The organism is Streptomyces thermodiastaticus (assembly GCF_014656135.1).
Taxonomy (GTDB): Bacteria; Actinomycetota; Actinomycetes; order Streptomycetales; family Streptomycetaceae; genus Streptomyces; species Streptomyces thermodiastaticus.
The window spans coordinates 1-15,130 of record NZ_BNBV01000001.1 but is presented as its reverse complement, the minus strand read 5'-3'; the positions used below and the strand labels follow the sequence as shown (position 1 = coordinate 15,130).

Here is a 15,130-nt window from a genome sequence, read left to right as displayed (position 1 = left end):
CCCGGACCGGTCCGGCTTCCTTCGTCGTGAGCCAGGGAGCGAGAAGATGACCGAGCAGCGCAGGAACACTCCCGCCGCCGAACCGCCGTCCGGTGCGGGCGGGCCGGAGTGGTGCGCGGGAGCGTGCAAGCCCGCCGAGGCCCGCCGTGCCGTGGCACATGCGGTCGCCGCATGCTGCCGAGCCGGCCGCCCGTGCGGCGAACACGCGGTGTTGGACGCCCAGCTCGTCGCCTCCGAGCTGACCACCAACGCCATCCTGCACGGCGGCGGTGTCACCGAGTTCCAGGTGGAGCTCGTCGGCTGCGAGGTACGGGTGTGCGTGAGCGACCGCAGCGACCGGCTGCCGGTGGCCCGCCCGGCCGCCGACCACGACGGCCGGAGCCGGCTCGGCGGCCGCGGCTGGCCGATCGTCTGCCGGCTCGCCCGTGACGTCGAGGTGCTCGACCTGCCCTCGGGCGGCAAACGCATCAGCGCCGTCGTGCCGCTGAGCTGACGACGGCCGGCCCGCCCACCCGTGGACTCGGGGCGCCCGCAGCACCCGGAAGCCGATGTGGGGAAGGGCCGGCCGCCGCTGTTCCGGGCGGCGTGGCACCCCCGGGCGGCAGGCCGTCGCACCCGGCGAGACCGGTGCCGAAGAATCCCGGAAAGTGGAGTTTGTTGGTCTTTGTTCCGGGCATACGGAAGGTCGTGCTTCGGACCGGAGGCGCGCGAGCGGGAGCGGTACGCCCTGAGGCCTCACAGCCGACCGGCGGCTCGTTCGATCCCGCGGTTCATCCCTGAAACAACCGTTCAGGAGCGATTCCCGCATGCCCATCGATATGCCGACACGCCGTTCCGGCTCCCCCGACGACCAGGCCGCCTCCCCGGACCGAACCCCCACGGACCACGCCCCCGGCAGGCGGCCGCACGACGACGCACCGGACACCGCGGCGCTCTTCGAGCGCATGGCGCATCTGGAGGACGGCCCGGAACGGGACGCGATCCGTGACGAACTCGTCACCGCCTGGCTGCCCATGGCCCATCGCATCGCCGGCCGCTTCCGCGACCGGGGAGAGTCGATCGAGGACCTCCGGCAGGTGGCGGCCCTCGGCCTGGTCAAGGCGATCGACCGGTTCGACCCCGGCCGCGGGGCCTTCGAGAGCTACGCGGTGCCGACCATCACCGGCGAGGTCAAGCGGCACTTCCGGGACCGCATGTGGGCCCTGCGGGTGCCCCGCCGGGTCCAGGAGCTGCGCAACAAGGTGCGCGTGGCACGCCGGGAGCTGACCCAGAACCCCGGCAGCCCCGAGCCGTCGGTCGCCGCCATCGCCGCCCATGTGGGGCTGACCGAGGAAGAGGTCAGCACCGGGCTGGAGGCGCTCGACAGCTTCAGCACCCTGTCCCTGGACGCCGAGCTGTCGGCCGGCGCCGACGGCTACAGCCTCGCCGACACCCTCGGAGCGGCGGACTCCTCCTACGACGTCGTGGTCGACCGGGAGTCGGCCAAGGAAGGACTGCGCCGGCTGCCCGAACGTGAACGCGCCATCCTCTACATGCGCTTCTTCGAGGACATGACGCAGAGCCGGATAGCGGACCGCCTGGGCATCTCGCAGATGCACGTCTCCCGGCTGATCAGCCGCAGCTGCGCCCGGGTGCGGGACGAGGTGCTGGCCGAACGCGCCGGCCGTCGTGCCCTCGGCGGAAGCGGAGCGGCGCACCGGGACGCCCAGCCCTGACCACGATCCGCCCCCGCGAGGGGGCGGCCGGGCAGGCAGGCGTGCCCGCCGTCGTGGCCGGACGTGCGCGTCGTGCGCCGGCCGGCCCGCCGCACGGCCCCCGCCCGCGAACGACAGCTCCGCCGGCGTGAGGACACCGGGGTGCGGGGAACCCGGTGCGGATGAACGAGAACGAGAGTACGCCCGGCGACCGGGCCGTGGAGATGTACCTCGGCCTCCTGCGGGTCCGGATGCCCGAGGAGGAATACGAACGCCTTCTCGCCGTCGTCCACCCCGTGCTGCTGGCCATCCAGGAACAGAGCGAGCGAGGTGTGCCCACGGCCGACTTCTCCCTGGACGGGCCCGGCACCCAGGGGCTGCCGCAGGAGATCCGCGACGAGGCGGCCCTGGTCATCGCCACCGCGGTCACCGGCAGACTGGACAACGAGGTGGTCGTGCTGGACATCGAGGAGACCGGCCCGGTCCGTGTGGTCACCGACGCCGCCACCGCGTCCGACCCGGCGCGCCTTACCGAGATCGCCGACTACATCCGGCAGCGCCACCACGACACGGCGGAGTTGCGCGGCATCGCCGAGGCCAGCGGCCTGCCCACGGACTTCTGACGGCTCTGACGGCCGCCGTCGCCCGGCCGGCGGGCCCGGCCGTCACCGCTGCGGAGCCGGCCGCGGCACCCGCAGGGGACGGGCGAGACCGATCACGGCCTCGTCCAGACGCTGCAGATGACGCAGCACCCGCTCGGTGATCCGGCCGTAGCGCACTGCGCCCGGCACGGGGCCCGAATCCAGCAGCGAGGCGATGCTCGGGCCGGTCTCGATCTCCTCGGTGCTGCTGTGGTCCGCCACATGGGCGGCGATCACCGCGATGTTGTGCGTGATGCGGCGGCAGGCCTGCCGCAGCCGCGGATCGGCGGCGATGGACGGGTGCGTGGGCAGCAGCTCCGCGGTCGCGGCCAGCGCCCGGGCGTGGTACGCGCAGGTCTCCAGCAGCGCCAGCAGATACTGGGCCGTGTTCCGCCGGGAGCGCAGCGGCGTGATGGGGTGGGTGAGCGGCTGCACGGCCGACCGCAGATCGGCCAGCGCCTGGTCCAGGTCGCGTGCCTGGTCCAGCAGATCCGTCGTCGGCCCGCCGCTGAGCTGCTCGATCGCCCGGCCGGTCACATCGGACAGCCGGTGCAGCACCGTGCCCAGCAGCTCGTCCGTGCGCCGGTCGGTGTGCACCGGCAGCACCAGCGCCGCCGCGATGATCCCGCAGGCGGCACCGAGCGCCGTCTCCTCGATCCGCAGCAGCAGCACCGACGGGCTGTAGGTGTGCAGCAGCGTGTACAGCAGCCCCAGCGCCGCGGTGACGAAGAACGACATCAGCGTGTACGACAGCGGGGCCGTGTAGAACATCAGGAACACGCACACCAGCACCAGCGCCAGCGCCGTCCAGGTGTGCGGCCCGACCAGCCCGGCCAGCACGATACCGGCCACCACGCCGAGCACGGTGCCCAGCAGCCGCCGGTAGCCCTTGACCAGTATCTCGCCGGTGGACGAGGTGTTGATGAAGACGATCCAGCAGGTCAGCACCGCCCAGTACCAGCGCTGCGCGGACAGGAACTCGCCGCCGACGATGGCCAGCGACGAGCCGATCGCCACCTGCACCGCCGCGCGCGTGGTGGGCCGCCGCAGCCCGGTGGGCTGCTCCGCGGCCTCCCGTTCGCTCTCCTCCGCGCCCTCGATCGAGGCGTCCTCGGCGTCCAGTTCCTCCCGTGAGCGGGCGGTGGCGGGAGTGTCGTCGGTCTCGTCCTGCGGGCCGCCCATCGCCACGCGCAGCCCGAGCACCGCCCGCGCCGCCTCCCCGATGCCGCGGAAGACGTCCTGCACCGCGACCGGGCCGGGCGGCAGGTTCTCCTCCTCGCGGTAGCCGAGGAGCCGGTTGCGCACATGCGCCATCGCATACCCGGTGCGGCCCTCGGGCCGCAGCACCAGCAGCCGCAGCGCCGCCAGGTCACGGCGCAGGACGTCGAAGCCGGGCTCGCGCACCGGCAGCTGCCCGACGGCCGGCAGCGGGGCGCCCGGCAGGTGCAGGGTGAGCGTGTCGGCCCGTTCGCTGCTGCGGGCGTTGACCACCAGCAGCCCCAGCCGTTCGGCCGCGATCTCCGCACCCGCGATGCGCCGCTGGATCAGCCGGGCCACGGACGCGTCCGTGGTGCCGTCCTCCAGTCGGCCCTGGATCATCAGCGCCGTCTCGTGCAGCCGGGCGGTGCGCTCCCGCACCGCCTCCAGCGCCTTGTCCACCTCGTCGCGGCCGGCGTCCAGCAGCTCCAGCTGGGCGGACACCAGCTGGGCCAGCCGCACCCGGAAGGCCTCGCGCAGCCGCTCCAGGATGCCGGCCGGGGTCTCGCGGACGATCACGAAGCGCAGCAGCGCACTGCACGCGAACGCCACCGCGATGACCAGGTACAGCCTCGGCAGCGCCGACGGTGACGCGCCGACGAACAGGGACATGAAGTAGATCTGGAAACCGATCAGGCCCAGCGCGTTGCCCCGGTCACCGAACCGCCGGCTGTAGACCGCGCAGAACATCAGGACGACGAAGAAGATGTCCCCGCCGACCACGTACTGGTCGAGCAGCGCGGCCAGTGTCACCGACGCCAGTGCCACGGGCAGGCCCAGCGCCAGCGTCACCGCCTGCTGGGCATGCAGCTTCTCCCGGATGGCGAACGTCGCCGCCATCGAGGTGATCGCCCCGGCCACCAGGTGCGGCACGGGTGCGCGCAGCGCCGTCAGCACCGCCAGGGTCAGCGCGATGGAACCCGCCGTGCGGGAGCCCGCCGCCAGCCGCAGCAGCCCGGGATCGGAAGCCGTGACGCGATCCCGCAGCCGTCCCCATGCCGTCCCCTCCGCCGCACTCACGCCGCCGCACACTCTCCCGTACCCGTGCCGATCCGCCCGTCCAGCATCGCACCTCGCGGCCGGACCGCGTCCGGCGGCCCGGCCGCGCCCTCCCCACGGGCCCGGCCCGCGCCGCCCCGTGTCACGCGGCGGGGCCCGCGGCCGCCCGCTCGACGTGCCGCCGCACCTCCTCCGGCGTCAGATAGACGTCCGAGTCCTCGAAGTCCTTCAGCCTGGTGGGCCGGCGGGCCTGGAAACCGGTGCGCACGAAGTCGTCACCGGCGATCGCGTTGAGCACCCAGTTCGTCATCACCCGGGTCTTGGCCACGTTGGTGCGCATCGCCACCAGGTGATAGCCGCGGGCCACCGCCTGCGCGGCCACCCCGTGCAGTTCCACCCCGAGCGGCCTGGCTACGGCGTCCGCGCCGCCCAGGTCGACGACCAGACCGAGGTCACGGTGCTCGTACGGCCGCATCGGCTGGTTGCGCAGGGCGGCGATGACGTTCTCCGCGACCCGCTTGCCCTGCCGCAGGGCGTGCTGCGCGGTCGGCGGGCACACCGCTCCGTCGCCCTTGGCCAGATCCGGCACCGCCGCGCTGTCGCCCAGCGCGAACACCCCGTCGAAGCCGGGCACGCACATCTCCGCGGTCACCGCGAGCCGGCCCTTGACGGTCTCCGCGCCCAGCGTCGACACCAGCGGACTCGCCACCACCCCCGCGGTCCAGATCAAGGTGTGCGTCGGCACCACCCGGCCGTTGGTGAAGGTGACCTCCTCCGGCCCGGCCTTCGCGATCGACACCCCCAGCGAGATCTCGATGCCGCGGCGCCGCAGGTCGTCCTGGGCGGCACGCCCCAGCCTCTCGCCCAGCTCGGGCATCAGCCGGGGCGCGATGTCGATCAGATGCCACTTGATCAGCGACGGGTCGATGCGCGGATACCGTTTGACGGCGGCATGCGTCAGGCGCTGCAGGCAGGCCGCCGTCTCGGTGCCGGCGTAGCCGCCGCCGACCACCACGAACTGCAGCCGTGCGGCGCGCTCGGCCGGGTCGTCGCTGGCGTCGGCCAGGTCCAGCTGGGTGATGACATGGTCGCGGATGTAGGCGGCCTCGGCGAGCGTCTTCAGCCCGAAGGCGTGGTCCGTCAGGCCGGGGATGTCGAAGGTGCGGGTGATGCTGCCGGGGGCCAGCACGATGTAGTCGTACGGCTCGTCGACGACACGGTCGGTGATCGTGCGCAGGACGCACACCTTCGCCTTCGGGTCCACTCCGACGGCGCGGCCCGGGATGATCCGGGTGCGGTACTTCTCGCTGCGGCGCAGGGAGAGGGCGACCGACTGCGGGGTCAGCACCCCCGAGGCGACCTGGGGCAGCAGCGGCAGATACAGCTGGTAGGACTGCGGCGTCACCAGGGCGATCTCGGCCTCGTCGGGGGAGAGTCTGCGTTCCAGCCGGCGCACGCACGCCACACCGGCGAAACCTGCGCCCACCACCAGGATCCTGGGTCGTGTCACGGTGCTTCTTCCCTTCTGCGGCTGACGGCGGCCTGCCTCGACGCCCTGCGTCTGCCCCGGATCGCCGCATCGCATCCCGTCCCCCCGCCGTACCCGCCGCCGACCGGACCACCGCCGCCCGGCGAGGACGGGCGGCGTCCGGCGCACCGGCCGGGCACGCGCGCGGACACACACGCGTCGAACACCACCATGCCCGCCTGCGGCCGTCCGCGCACCGCATACGACCGGGCCGGTGTCACCGTGCGTCACCGACGGCATGGTCCGCGGCTTGGCGGGTTCCCGCTTCTCACGTCATGTGCGCACGGACCGCCCGGCCGCCGCGCCCGGGGCCGGGCCCCTCGCCGTGCAGATGGCACAGCAGCAGACACGCGTCGTCATCACGTTCGGAGTCGCTGAGCAGCGGCACCAGGATGCGGTCCGCCGACCCGTCCAGGTCCGCGTCCAGCTCGGCCGGACGGAACGTGCCCAGCGCCACCGCCAGACGCTCGATGCCCTGGTCGATGCCCCGCGCACGCCGCTCCACCAGACCGTCGGTGTACAGCGCCAGCGTCGAGCCGCCGGTCAGCGGCAGCGTGTGGTCGCCGATCTCCTGCTCCAGCGGAATCCCCAGCATGGCGCCCGGTTCGGCGTCGAGGACCTTCACCTGCCCGTCACCGGTGCGCAGCACGGGCGGCGGATGGCCCGCGGTGGCCCAGGTGAACGTGGGATCGCCGGGACGGAACCGGGCGATGACCGCGGTGGCGTACAGATCGGGCTGCAGATCGTCCAGGAACAGATGCAGCCGGGTCAGCACCTGCCCCGGGCTGCTGCCGTCCACGGCGTAGGCCCGCAGCGCGGTGCGCAGCTGGCTCATCATCACCGCCGCGTGCAGCCCGTGACCGGTGACGTCGCCGACCACCGCAACCAGGCCGCCGTCCGGCTGCCGGAAGGCGTCGTACCAGTCCCCGCCGATGTTCAGCCCATGGGTGGCCGGCAGGTACCGCGCGGCCAGCGACATCCCCGCAGTGGTGGTGGGCAGGTCGGTCAGCAGGGCTCGCTGCAGCGTCTCGGCGATGTCCCGGTTGCGCTCGAAGCGGTGCGCGTTGTCGATCGCGGTGCTGGCCCACCGGGCGAGCTCGACCAGCATCACCGCGTCGTCGGGGCTCCAGCGCTGCTCGGGCGGATACAGCGTCAGCACGCCCAGCGGTGCCCGCCGGGTGGGCAGCGGGAGGCACAGCAGCGGCGACGTCGGCATCAGCGCCGACGGCGGCTGGTCGTCCACCCCTGGCAGGTTGCCGGGGTGGTCGGCGGCGTACTGCGGGCGCCCGGTGCGGGCGGCGACCACGGCGGCAGCCGGATGCGGGGCCGCCCCGTGCCGGTCGTCCTGGTCGAACAGCCAGACGTCGACCTTGCTCGCGTACCGCGGCACCAGCAGCTCCGGCAGCTGCCGCACGATCTCGTCCTGGTCGAGCGAGGCGGTCAGCACCGCACTGGCGTCGGCCACGAACGTCAGCCTGCGCCGGGCGTTCTCCGCCTCCGTGCGCGCGGCACGCGTGGCGGCCGACGCCTCGCGCAGCTCGCGCCGGGCGGCGTCCAGCTCGTCCTGCAGCGACAGCACACCCTGATCGCTCCGGTGCATCCGCTCCCGCTGGACGGCGACCAGCTCCTGGTGCCCGGCCAGCTCGCGCAGCACCGAGGCGGTGTCCTCGTCCGCCCCGAGCAGCGCCTCCGCCAGCAGCGACGCGTCGGCCGGCACGTCACCGCCCTCGGGGCCGACGGGCTCGGGGCAGGCCACCTCAGTCTGCCAGGCGGGCTCGCCGGCGGCGCCGGTCTCGTGCGCCGGTGCCACCGCGACCCGCAGGACCGGCTCGCCGTCGCGGGTGGTGACCCGGCAGCTCACCACACAGGTGCCGCCCCCGGCCAGGCACTCCCGCAGCCGGGTGCTGAGCGCGGTGACCAGCCGGGTGCGCTCCAGGGCCGGCACCCCGCACGCGGCCGCCAGCCGCGCGACGGCGATCCGGGCACGCGCCGCGTCGGTGACGGTGGCGATCCGCAGACTGTGGGGGGTCATCGCTCCTCCGGTCCTCCCGGGGCGGGCTCGCCCACCACGGTGTCGTCCCGCGCACGGCGGGCGGGGCCGCCACACGCCCGGACGGCCGTCACGGCCGCCTGTGCCGGGCCGGCCGGCGTCCCGCGAGAAAGGAGGGCGGAGCCGGCGGCCGTGCCGCGCACGGGTGGTGGCCTGCCGCTGCGCCGCGCTACGACACAGGCGGCCGCCTCCGGGGGCGCGGCCTGTGCGTCGTGCTCCTGCGTGGCGTCGCGTGTCACGACCGGCAGCACCCGCGGCATCGGGCCTCCTTCCGCTGCGCGCACGACGTCGTTCGTGGACCTGTGACCCCGTGCCCGAGCTGGGATTCTTCGACGGTACCCCGTCCACCGAGCGGGTGCCGACCGTTCGGCATCGCCTTCGCCGGGACTCGCGTGCGCCTTCGCCGGAAGGGGTAGCCCCGCCCGGCGCCTTGAGTCCGCGCGACCGGACCCGGAGACCGCCGGTGGCGGCTCAGGGCCACCGCCGCGCCGGAGCCTGCGGTGCCGGGCCTTCCGGCCCGCCGGTGTCCTGCCCGTCCCGGGTGCCGGTCGTCCCGCCGCCCGCGGAGGCGTCGTCGACCGACGCCAGCGCCGCCTCGACGCTTCCGGAGACGGGCACCGTGATGCTGACACCCGTCAGGTCGAGGATCCGTCGCACGGCCGGGGCGGGTGCGATGATGTGGACGCTGCCGGGCAGCTCACGCACCTCGTGGTAGGTGCGGAGGACGACGTTCATGCCCGAGGAGTCCATGAACGGCACACCGGCCAGGTCCAGCAGGAAGTGCCGCCGGCCGTGGTGGAGCTGGTTGGCCAGGTGGGCCTGCAGCTCCATGGCGGTGCCGGCGTCCAGGCAGCCCCCCACCGTGATCAGGGCGACGTCGTCCCGCGGCAGGGTGACCTCCACGGACAGCGGATTCCGGGCAAGGGGCACAGGTACCTCCAACGGGTGCTTGCGTGGGTCTGCCCGTCTGCCCCCGGGCCGGACGCTCATGCGAGGCCGCGTCCCGCGGCCGCGAGCCCCGGACCGGCCGGCTCACCAGGGCAGGAACACGTGGATGTCCTTGCCGTGCTCGTTCACCACGACGCTGACCTGGTCGGACAGGGTGTGGATCAGATGCCAGCCGATCCCGCCGCCACCGCTGCTGGGCCGGAACGGGCGCGGTGCCGGCGGCGTCCTGCTGGTGTCGCTGAGGGTCACATGCACCCCGTCGAACGTCCGGCGCAGCCGCAGCACGAACGGGCCCGGCGCGTACTGCACGGCGTTCGCGGCCAGTTCGGTGACCACCAGCAGGATGTCGTCCCAGTGCTCGGGCGTCGCGGGCAGACACCGCCGCGCGAGGTCGTCCAGAAACTCCTCCGTGGCCAGCCGCGCACCTGTCACATGGTGCAGCTCGCCCGCGAAGTGCTCGGTGCGGCTGGGAATGCCGTCGGTAGCCAGTGTGTCGTCCCCATGCGGCTCGCGTGCCATGTTGCCTTCCCGGCCCGGCGGGAGTCGGGCGGGGCGTCCTCTCGTCCGCCCTCCGTACCCCTGACTAGTTCCCGTGGCCAGGCAGCCTACGCTTCGCCCGCCCGCGCCACGGCCCCGTCGCCGCCCCGGGGCCGGAACACGGCGCACACGGGGGACGCAGGGCAACGAGTCCGTTCTCTGAGGCGGGCCGTTCGGGGAACACGGCAGTCATGAAGTACGTCAATCCGGATCCCGAACCCGATCGGACCCCCGGCCTGGAACCCGGGGGCGGGGTGCCGCCCGGCGAGACACCGCCGGCGGAGAGCAGCATGCCCCAGGCCGGGCCCCGCGAGCCGGAGGCCACGGCCCGGGGCTGGGCCCAGGCCCCCTTGATCGTCATCCTTGTCCTGGTGCTCGTGGTCGCCGCCGGGTTCCTCGCCTACGCCCTGGGCCTGATCCTGTGACCGGTCGCTCACCCCTGGGTGTGCCGCACACAGGCGGTGACGACGTCCCGCAGGTTTCCCCGTTGCTCCAGCAACGCCCGCTGCACCTGGGCCCCGGTTCCACGCCGCCGCAGCTCCGCGAGCGCGTCCAGGACGGGCCGCAGATCACCGGTGGCGCTCAGCGCCTCGGCGATGTGCTCGACCAGCTCCCGCACCACCACGTCGGCGGGCACCGGCCGCATGGTCACCGGATGGAGCAGTTCCCCCTCCGGACCGGTCCGGGCGGCCCGCCAGGTGGCCAGCCGCAGCATGCTCACACTGTGGTTCACCGGCTCCACGCCTGCCCGCCACTCCCGCGCCGCGGTCTCCACCAGGCCACGGACCAGCGTCGCCAGCAGCTGGGCGGTCTCCGCGTGCAGGCACACATCGGCGACCCGTATCTCCACCGTCGGATACTGCTCCGACAGCCGGGCGTCGAAGTACGCCATCTTCGCGTCGAGGATCACCCCGGTGGCGACCATGTCCGCCACCCGCCGGTGGTACCGCTCCGCCGAGCCGAACAGCTCGGTCGGGCCGGCCGACGGCCAGCGGTCCCACACCTGGCTGCGGTAGCTGTGGTAGCCGGTGTCGTCGCCCTGCCAGAACGGGGAGTTGGCGCTGATCGCCAGCAGAACCGGCAGCCAGGGCCGGATGCGGTCCACGACCGCGGTGCCCTCCTCGTCCGACTCCACCGACACATGGACGTGGCAGCCGCACACCAGCTCCTCCCGGGTGGAGATGCCGTACTGCTCGGCCAGCCACTGATAGCGGTGGTTGACGTTGACCGTGGGGCTGACCGGCAGCGGTGAGGTGGCCAGCGCCGCCACCGTGCAGCCGCTCTCCTCGGCGAGCCGGGCCGCCTCCTTGCGGCAGCGCACGATCTCCGCACCGAGTTCGGCCATGTCCGTCTGGGGATGCGTGGCGAACTCCAGCATCTGCCCGAACAGCTCTTTCTCGAACAGGCCCCGGTGCGCGTCGTCCGCCTCGGCGAGCGCCAGTACCGCCGCCGACTGCGCCTGGGGCTCACCGGTGTCCGGGTCGACCAGGAGAAGCTCCTCCTCCACACCGACGGTCCGCACCTTCGCCGCCCTTTCCGTCTCCGCGCCGCGACACCGGCCGGGCAGCCGGGTCGTACGACCAGGCTGCCCACAGACGGTCGCCGGACACCTCGGCATGTTCCGGGTGTGTCCGTTTTCGGCCCGTACCGGGGACGCTCAGACAGGGTCCGGCATCAGCCAGACGGTGGCCAGAGGCGGCAGCATGAGACGGACCTGGCCGTCCTCGACTTTGACCGGATCCGTGTTGCCGACGCCGCTGCCGCCGTAGCGCCCGTCGTCGGTGTTGAGAACCTCGTGCCAGACGGTGACGTCGTGAGACACGTGCAGCCGGTAGTCGTGGCGGACGACGGGGGAGAAGTTCGACACGGCCAGCAGCGGGGCGCCCTGGGCGTCGTGGCGCAGGAAGGCGAACACGTTGTCGTCGGCGGCGTCCACGGCCACCCACCGGAAACCCTCCGGGCGCGTGTCGCACTGCCACAGCGCCGGCGTGGCCCGGTACACCCGGTTCAGGTCCCGCACCAGATCCCGCACGCCCCGGTGGTCGCCGGCCGCGCACCAGCCCTCGTCCAGCAGCCACCACTCCGGGCCGTGCTCCTCGAAGAACTCCCCGCCCTGCGCGAACTCCTGCCCCATGAACAGCAGCTGCTTGCCCGGGTGGGCCCACATGAAGCCCAGGTAGGCCCGCAGGTTGGCGCGCCGCTGCCACCAGTCGCCCGGCATCTTCGACACCAGCGCCTGCTTGCCGTGCACCACCTCGTCGTGCGAGATCGGCAGCACATAGTTCTCGCTGTAGGCGTACACCATCGCGAAGGTCATCTCGTGATGGTGGTACTTGCGGTGGACCGGATCCTTGCCCATGTACTGCAGCGAGTCGTGCATCCAGCCCATGTTCCACTTCAGCCCGAAACCCAGCCCGCCCCAGTCGGTCGGCGCGGTCACCCCGCCCCAGGCGGTGGACTCCTCGGCGACGGTCACCACCCCGGGCGCCCGGCGGTAGACGGTGGCGTTCATCTCCTGCAGGAACGCCACCGCGGCCAGATCCTCCCGCCCGCCGTACACGTTCGGCGTCCACCGGCCCGGCTCGCGGGAGTAGTCCAGGTAGAGCATGGAGGCCACGGCGTCCACGCGCAGCCCGTCGATGTGGAACTCCTCGCACCAGTACACGGCGTTGGCGACCAGGAAGTTGCGCACCTCGGTGCGGGCGTAGTCGAACTCGTACGTCCCCCAGTCCGGGTGCTCGGCGCGCCGGGCGTCGCCGGGCTCGTACAGCGGGTCCCCGTCGAAACGGGCCAGCGCCCAGTCGTCCTTCGGGAAGTGCGCCGGCACCCAGTCCATGATCACGCCGATGCCGGCCTGGTGGCAGCGGTCCACGAAGTAGCGGAAGTCGTCGGGTGTGCCCAGGCGTGCGGTGGGTGCGTAGTAGGAGGTGACCTGGTAGCCCCAGGAGCCGCCGAAGGGATGCTCGGCGACCGGCATCAGCTCCACATGGGTGAAGCCGAGATCCTTGACGTAGGCGGGCAGCTGCTCGGCCAGCTCCCGGTACGACAGGCCGGGCCGCCAGGACGGCAGGTGCACCTCGTACACCGAGAACGGCGCCTCGTGCACGGGGGTGTCCCCGCGGTGCGCCATCCACGCGTCGTCGTGCCACACGTAGTGCGAGGCGGTCACCACGGACGCCGTGGCCGGCGGCACCTCGGTGCGCCGTGCCATCGGGTCGGCCTTCAGGAACCGGTGGCCGTACCGGGAGGTGATCTCGAACTTGTACCGGGTGCCCTCGCCGATGCCCGGCAGGAACAGCTCCCACACCCCGCTCGCGCCCAGCGAGCGCATCGGGAACGCGGTGCCGTCCCAGTGGCAGAAGTCCCCGGCGACCCGCACCCCGCGGGCGTTGGGCGCCCACACCGTGAACCGGGTGCCCGCCACCCCCTGATGCACCATCGGCTCGGCGCCCAGCGCCTTCCACAGCTGCTCGTGCCGGCCCTCCCGGATCAGATGCAGATCGAAATCGCCGAGCGCCGGCAGGAACCGGTAGGGGTCGTGGACCTCGTACTCGTCCGGTCCATAGGCCACCACCAGCGTGTACGCGGGGATCTCGGGCAGCGGCAGCAGCGCCGAGAACAGGCCGCCGCCCTCGGAGACCATCAAGATCCGCTCACCGTCGACCACCACGCTCACCGCGTCGGCGAACGGGCGCAGCGCCCGCACGGCGATCCCGCCGGGCACCGGATGGGCGCCGAGCAGCGCGTGCGGATCGTGGTGGGAGCCGCCGAGCAGACGCTCACGGTCGGAGTCGTCCAGGGGCGGTGCCGGCCGGGCGATCGCCGTCGCGGGCGGGACGGGTCCGGACGGCTCGGGAAGTGACGTGTCGCGCAGTGCCACCGGTTCAGCCTCCTCTCACGGCGAGACGTTCGATCGCCGCCATCGGTACGGCGAGCCAGTCGGGCCGGTGCCGGGCCTCGTACAGCACTTCGTACACGGCACGGTCCGTCTCGTAGGCCCGCAGCAGGGCGTGGGCGTGTTTCTTACGGGGGTCCCAGCCGGCCCGGGAGGCGTACCCGGCGCAGTACGCCTCCCGGCAGCGGCGCGCCCACTCCGGGCGCCAGGGACGGCGCTGCCGGGCGGCGTAGTCGAAGGAGCGCAGCATGCCCGCCACGTCCCGCACCGGGGACTCGGCCAGGCGCCGCTCGGCGAGCGGACGGGACGGCTCGCCCTCGAAATCGATCACGAACCACTCGCGCCCGGCCCGCAGCACCTGGCCCAGGTGCAGATCGCCGTGGATGCGCTGGGCGGGCGGACCGGCGTCGCAGCTGACCAGCGCGGCGAACGCGGTGCGCAGCCGGGCGGCGTACGGGCGCAGCGCCGCCACGCTCTGGGCGGCCGCCTCCAGCCGCTCGGTCATCGCCGCCGCCGTCCGCGCGGTCTGCCGGTGCCTGCCGGTGGGGAAGGCGTCGGCCAGCGCCAGATGCACCTCGGCCGTGGCCTGCCCCAGCTGGTGCGCCTGGGCGGTGAAGTCGTCTCCGGCGGCCAGCGCCCTGAGCGCCAGCGTCCAGCCGTCGGCCGCGTCCGGCAGGAACGGCTGCAGCACGCCGAGCGTCGCCTCCTCCGGCTCGGCGGTGCGCAGCCAGGCCACGGGTGCGGGCACCCGGCTGCAGCCCTGCCGGGCCAGCGCCCAGGGCACCTCCAGGTCCGGGTTGACGCCCGGCTGGATCCGGCGGAACACCTTCAGGATGAACGCGTCGCCGTACACGATCGAGGAGTTGGACTGCTCGGCGTTCAGCAGCCGCGGTGCCAGACCGCCCGGGATCGGCACGGACGGGTCGGCCTCGAACCGCAGCGGGCCCACCGCTCCCGGGGTGCGCAGCCGGTCCAGCAGCAGCCGCGCCGACCGCGGATCGCACAGCGCGTCGTAGACCGCCAGGCCCGCCAGCGGTCCCTCCTCGGGCCGGCCGATGAACGCCCGGTGCAGCCGCGGCACCGGCTCGCGTCGCACACCCAGCAGCAGCTGGTAGCAGTCCGAGGCCGGCGGCGCGAAGGCGCCGGCCGGCGCGGGGACACCGCCGTGATGGCCGGCGACGCCCGCGTGGTCGGCGTGGACCAGCAGATGCAGGCAGCCCGGGAACAGCTCGGTCATCGACAGCAGCCGCAGATCGGTGACGGGCCGGTCCTTGCCGGCGAACCACCGCTGCCGGGGCAGCCACTCGCGCAGCAGCGTCCCGAGCGAGGCCAGGGGCCCGGCCGGGTGGTGCAGGGTGCCCGGCTGGAGGGATGCGGTCTTCGGCATGGTCACGCCTCCTTTCGTCGGCCGCAGGGTGGTCAGACGCGCCGGCCGGCCCGGGATGCGACTTCGGTGAGCCGGAACCAGTAGAAGCCGTGTCCCGCCAGCGTCAGCAGATAAGGGAGTTCACCGATGGCGGGGAAGCGGACCCCGCCGATCAGCTCGACCGGATGGCGGCCGGCGTAGGCGCTCAGGTCCAG

Annotated in this window: 13 protein-coding genes; 4 read left to right on the top strand and 9 right to left on the bottom strand. The window is 73.4% G+C overall.

All coding sequences use genetic code 11. From position 1 onward, the window contains the following. Positions 1-46: 46 nt before the first annotated feature. The 3 genes from IE286_RS00065 (at position 47) to IE286_RS00055 (ending at position 2,317) form a co-directional block, all read left to right on the top strand. Positions 47-493, top strand: coding sequence for an ATP-binding protein (locus IE286_RS00065; RefSeq protein WP_189794448.1), 447 nt, complete (start codon positions 47-49; stop codon positions 491-493). A gap of 313 nt (positions 494-806) precedes the next feature. Then, entirely contained in the window at positions 807-1,715 is a 909-nt protein-coding gene (locus tag IE286_RS00060; RefSeq protein ID WP_189794447.1) for a SigB/SigF/SigG family RNA polymerase sigma factor, read from the top strand. 161 nt (positions 1,716-1,876) lie between these two features. Continuing rightward, positions 1,877-2,317, top strand: a complete 441-nt coding sequence (locus IE286_RS00055) for a hypothetical protein (protein WP_189794446.1) — start codon at positions 1,877-1,879, stop codon at positions 2,315-2,317. 42 nt (positions 2,318-2,359) lie between these two features. Here the strand turns inward: IE286_RS00055 and IE286_RS00050 are convergent, their stop codons facing one another. The 5 genes from IE286_RS00050 to IE286_RS00030 all read right to left on the bottom strand — a co-directional run bounded on the left by IE286_RS00050 (position 2,360) and on the right by IE286_RS00030 (position 9,636). Further along, complete coding sequence (locus IE286_RS00050; protein ID WP_189794445.1) at positions 2,360-4,624, bottom strand: FUSC family protein; 2,265 nt, start codon at positions 4,622-4,624, stop codon at positions 2,360-2,362. Positions 4,625-4,733: 109 nt separating this feature from the next. After that, a complete protein-coding gene (locus IE286_RS00045) occupies positions 4,734-6,176 on the bottom strand; it encodes an NAD(P)/FAD-dependent oxidoreductase (RefSeq protein ID WP_189794444.1) in 1,443 nt (480 codons plus the stop codon). Between the two features lie 211 nt (positions 6,177-6,387). Further along, the gene (locus tag IE286_RS00040) at positions 6,388-8,151 is read right to left on the bottom strand and encodes a PP2C family protein-serine/threonine phosphatase (RefSeq protein WP_189794443.1); all 1,764 of its coding nucleotides are present in this window, start codon (positions 8,149-8,151) and stop codon (positions 6,388-6,390) included. A 489-nt stretch (positions 8,152-8,640) separates the two neighbouring features. Beyond that, entirely contained in the window at positions 8,641-9,099 is a 459-nt protein-coding gene (locus tag IE286_RS00035; RefSeq protein WP_189794442.1) for an STAS domain-containing protein, read from the bottom strand. A 102-nt stretch (positions 9,100-9,201) separates the two neighbouring features. After that, positions 9,202-9,636 carry an ATP-binding protein gene (locus tag IE286_RS00030; RefSeq protein WP_189794441.1) on the bottom strand — a complete coding sequence of 145 codons (435 nt, stop codon included), beginning with the start codon at positions 9,634-9,636 and terminating at the stop codon, positions 9,202-9,204. Positions 9,637-9,845: 209 nt separating this feature from the next. On the opposite strand from IE286_RS00030, the gene IE286_RS00025 reads away from it, so the two are divergent. Continuing rightward, complete coding sequence (locus IE286_RS00025) at positions 9,846-10,079, top strand: DUF6480 family protein (RefSeq protein ID WP_189794440.1); 234 nt, start codon at positions 9,846-9,848, stop codon at positions 10,077-10,079. A gap of 8 nt (positions 10,080-10,087) precedes the next feature. On the opposite strand, the gene IE286_RS00020 is transcribed toward IE286_RS00025, so the two are convergent. The 4 genes from IE286_RS00020 to IE286_RS00005 all read right to left on the bottom strand — a co-directional run. Continuing rightward, positions 10,088-11,176, bottom strand: a complete 1,089-nt coding sequence (locus tag IE286_RS00020) for a glutamate--cysteine ligase 2 (protein WP_189794439.1) — start codon at positions 11,174-11,176, stop codon at positions 10,088-10,090. Positions 11,177-11,311: 135 nt separating this feature from the next. Further along, positions 11,312-13,534 (bottom strand): 1,4-alpha-glucan branching protein GlgB, encoded by a 2,223-nt coding sequence (gene glgB / locus IE286_RS00015; protein ID WP_189794438.1) that lies wholly within the window; start codon positions 13,532-13,534, stop codon positions 11,312-11,314. A gap of 4 nt (positions 13,535-13,538) precedes the next feature. Next, on the bottom strand, positions 13,539-14,936 hold the full coding sequence (locus tag IE286_RS00010) for a maltokinase N-terminal cap-like domain-containing protein (RefSeq protein WP_189794437.1): 1,398 nt from the start codon (positions 14,934-14,936) through the stop codon (positions 13,539-13,541). 32 nt (positions 14,937-14,968) lie between these two features. Further along, a partial coding sequence (locus IE286_RS00005; protein ID WP_189794436.1) for an alpha-glucosidase C-terminal domain-containing protein occupies positions 14,969-15,130 on the bottom strand: 162 nt, incomplete at its 5' end.

Excerpts from the sequence above, each read along its gene's own strand:
- IE286_RS00065 (WP_189794448.1), top strand. The coding sequence starts at position 47 with ATGACCGAGCAGCGCAGGAACACTCCCGCCGCCGAACCGCCGTCCGGT.
- IE286_RS00060 (WP_189794447.1), top strand. The coding sequence starts at position 807 with ATGCCCATCGATATGCCGACACGCCGTTCCGGCTCCCCCGACGACCAG.
- IE286_RS00055 (WP_189794446.1), top strand. The coding sequence starts at position 1,877 with ATGAACGAGAACGAGAGTACGCCCGGCGACCGGGCCGTGGAGATGTAC.
- IE286_RS00045 (WP_189794444.1), bottom strand. The coding sequence starts at position 6,176 with ATGCGATGCGGCGATCCGGGGCAGACGCAGGGCGTCGAGGCAGGCCGC.
- IE286_RS00040 (WP_189794443.1), bottom strand. The coding sequence starts at position 8,151 with ATGACCCCCCACAGTCTGCGGATCGCCACCGTCACCGACGCGGCGCGT.
- IE286_RS00030 (WP_189794441.1), bottom strand. The coding sequence starts at position 9,636 with ATGGCACGCGAGCCGCATGGGGACGACACACTGGCTACCGACGGCATT.
- IE286_RS00025 (WP_189794440.1), top strand. The coding sequence starts at position 9,846 with ATGAAGTACGTCAATCCGGATCCCGAACCCGATCGGACCCCCGGCCTG.
- IE286_RS00010 (WP_189794437.1), bottom strand. The coding sequence starts at position 14,936 with ATGCCGAAGACCGCATCCCTCCAGCCGGGCACCCTGCACCACCCGGCC.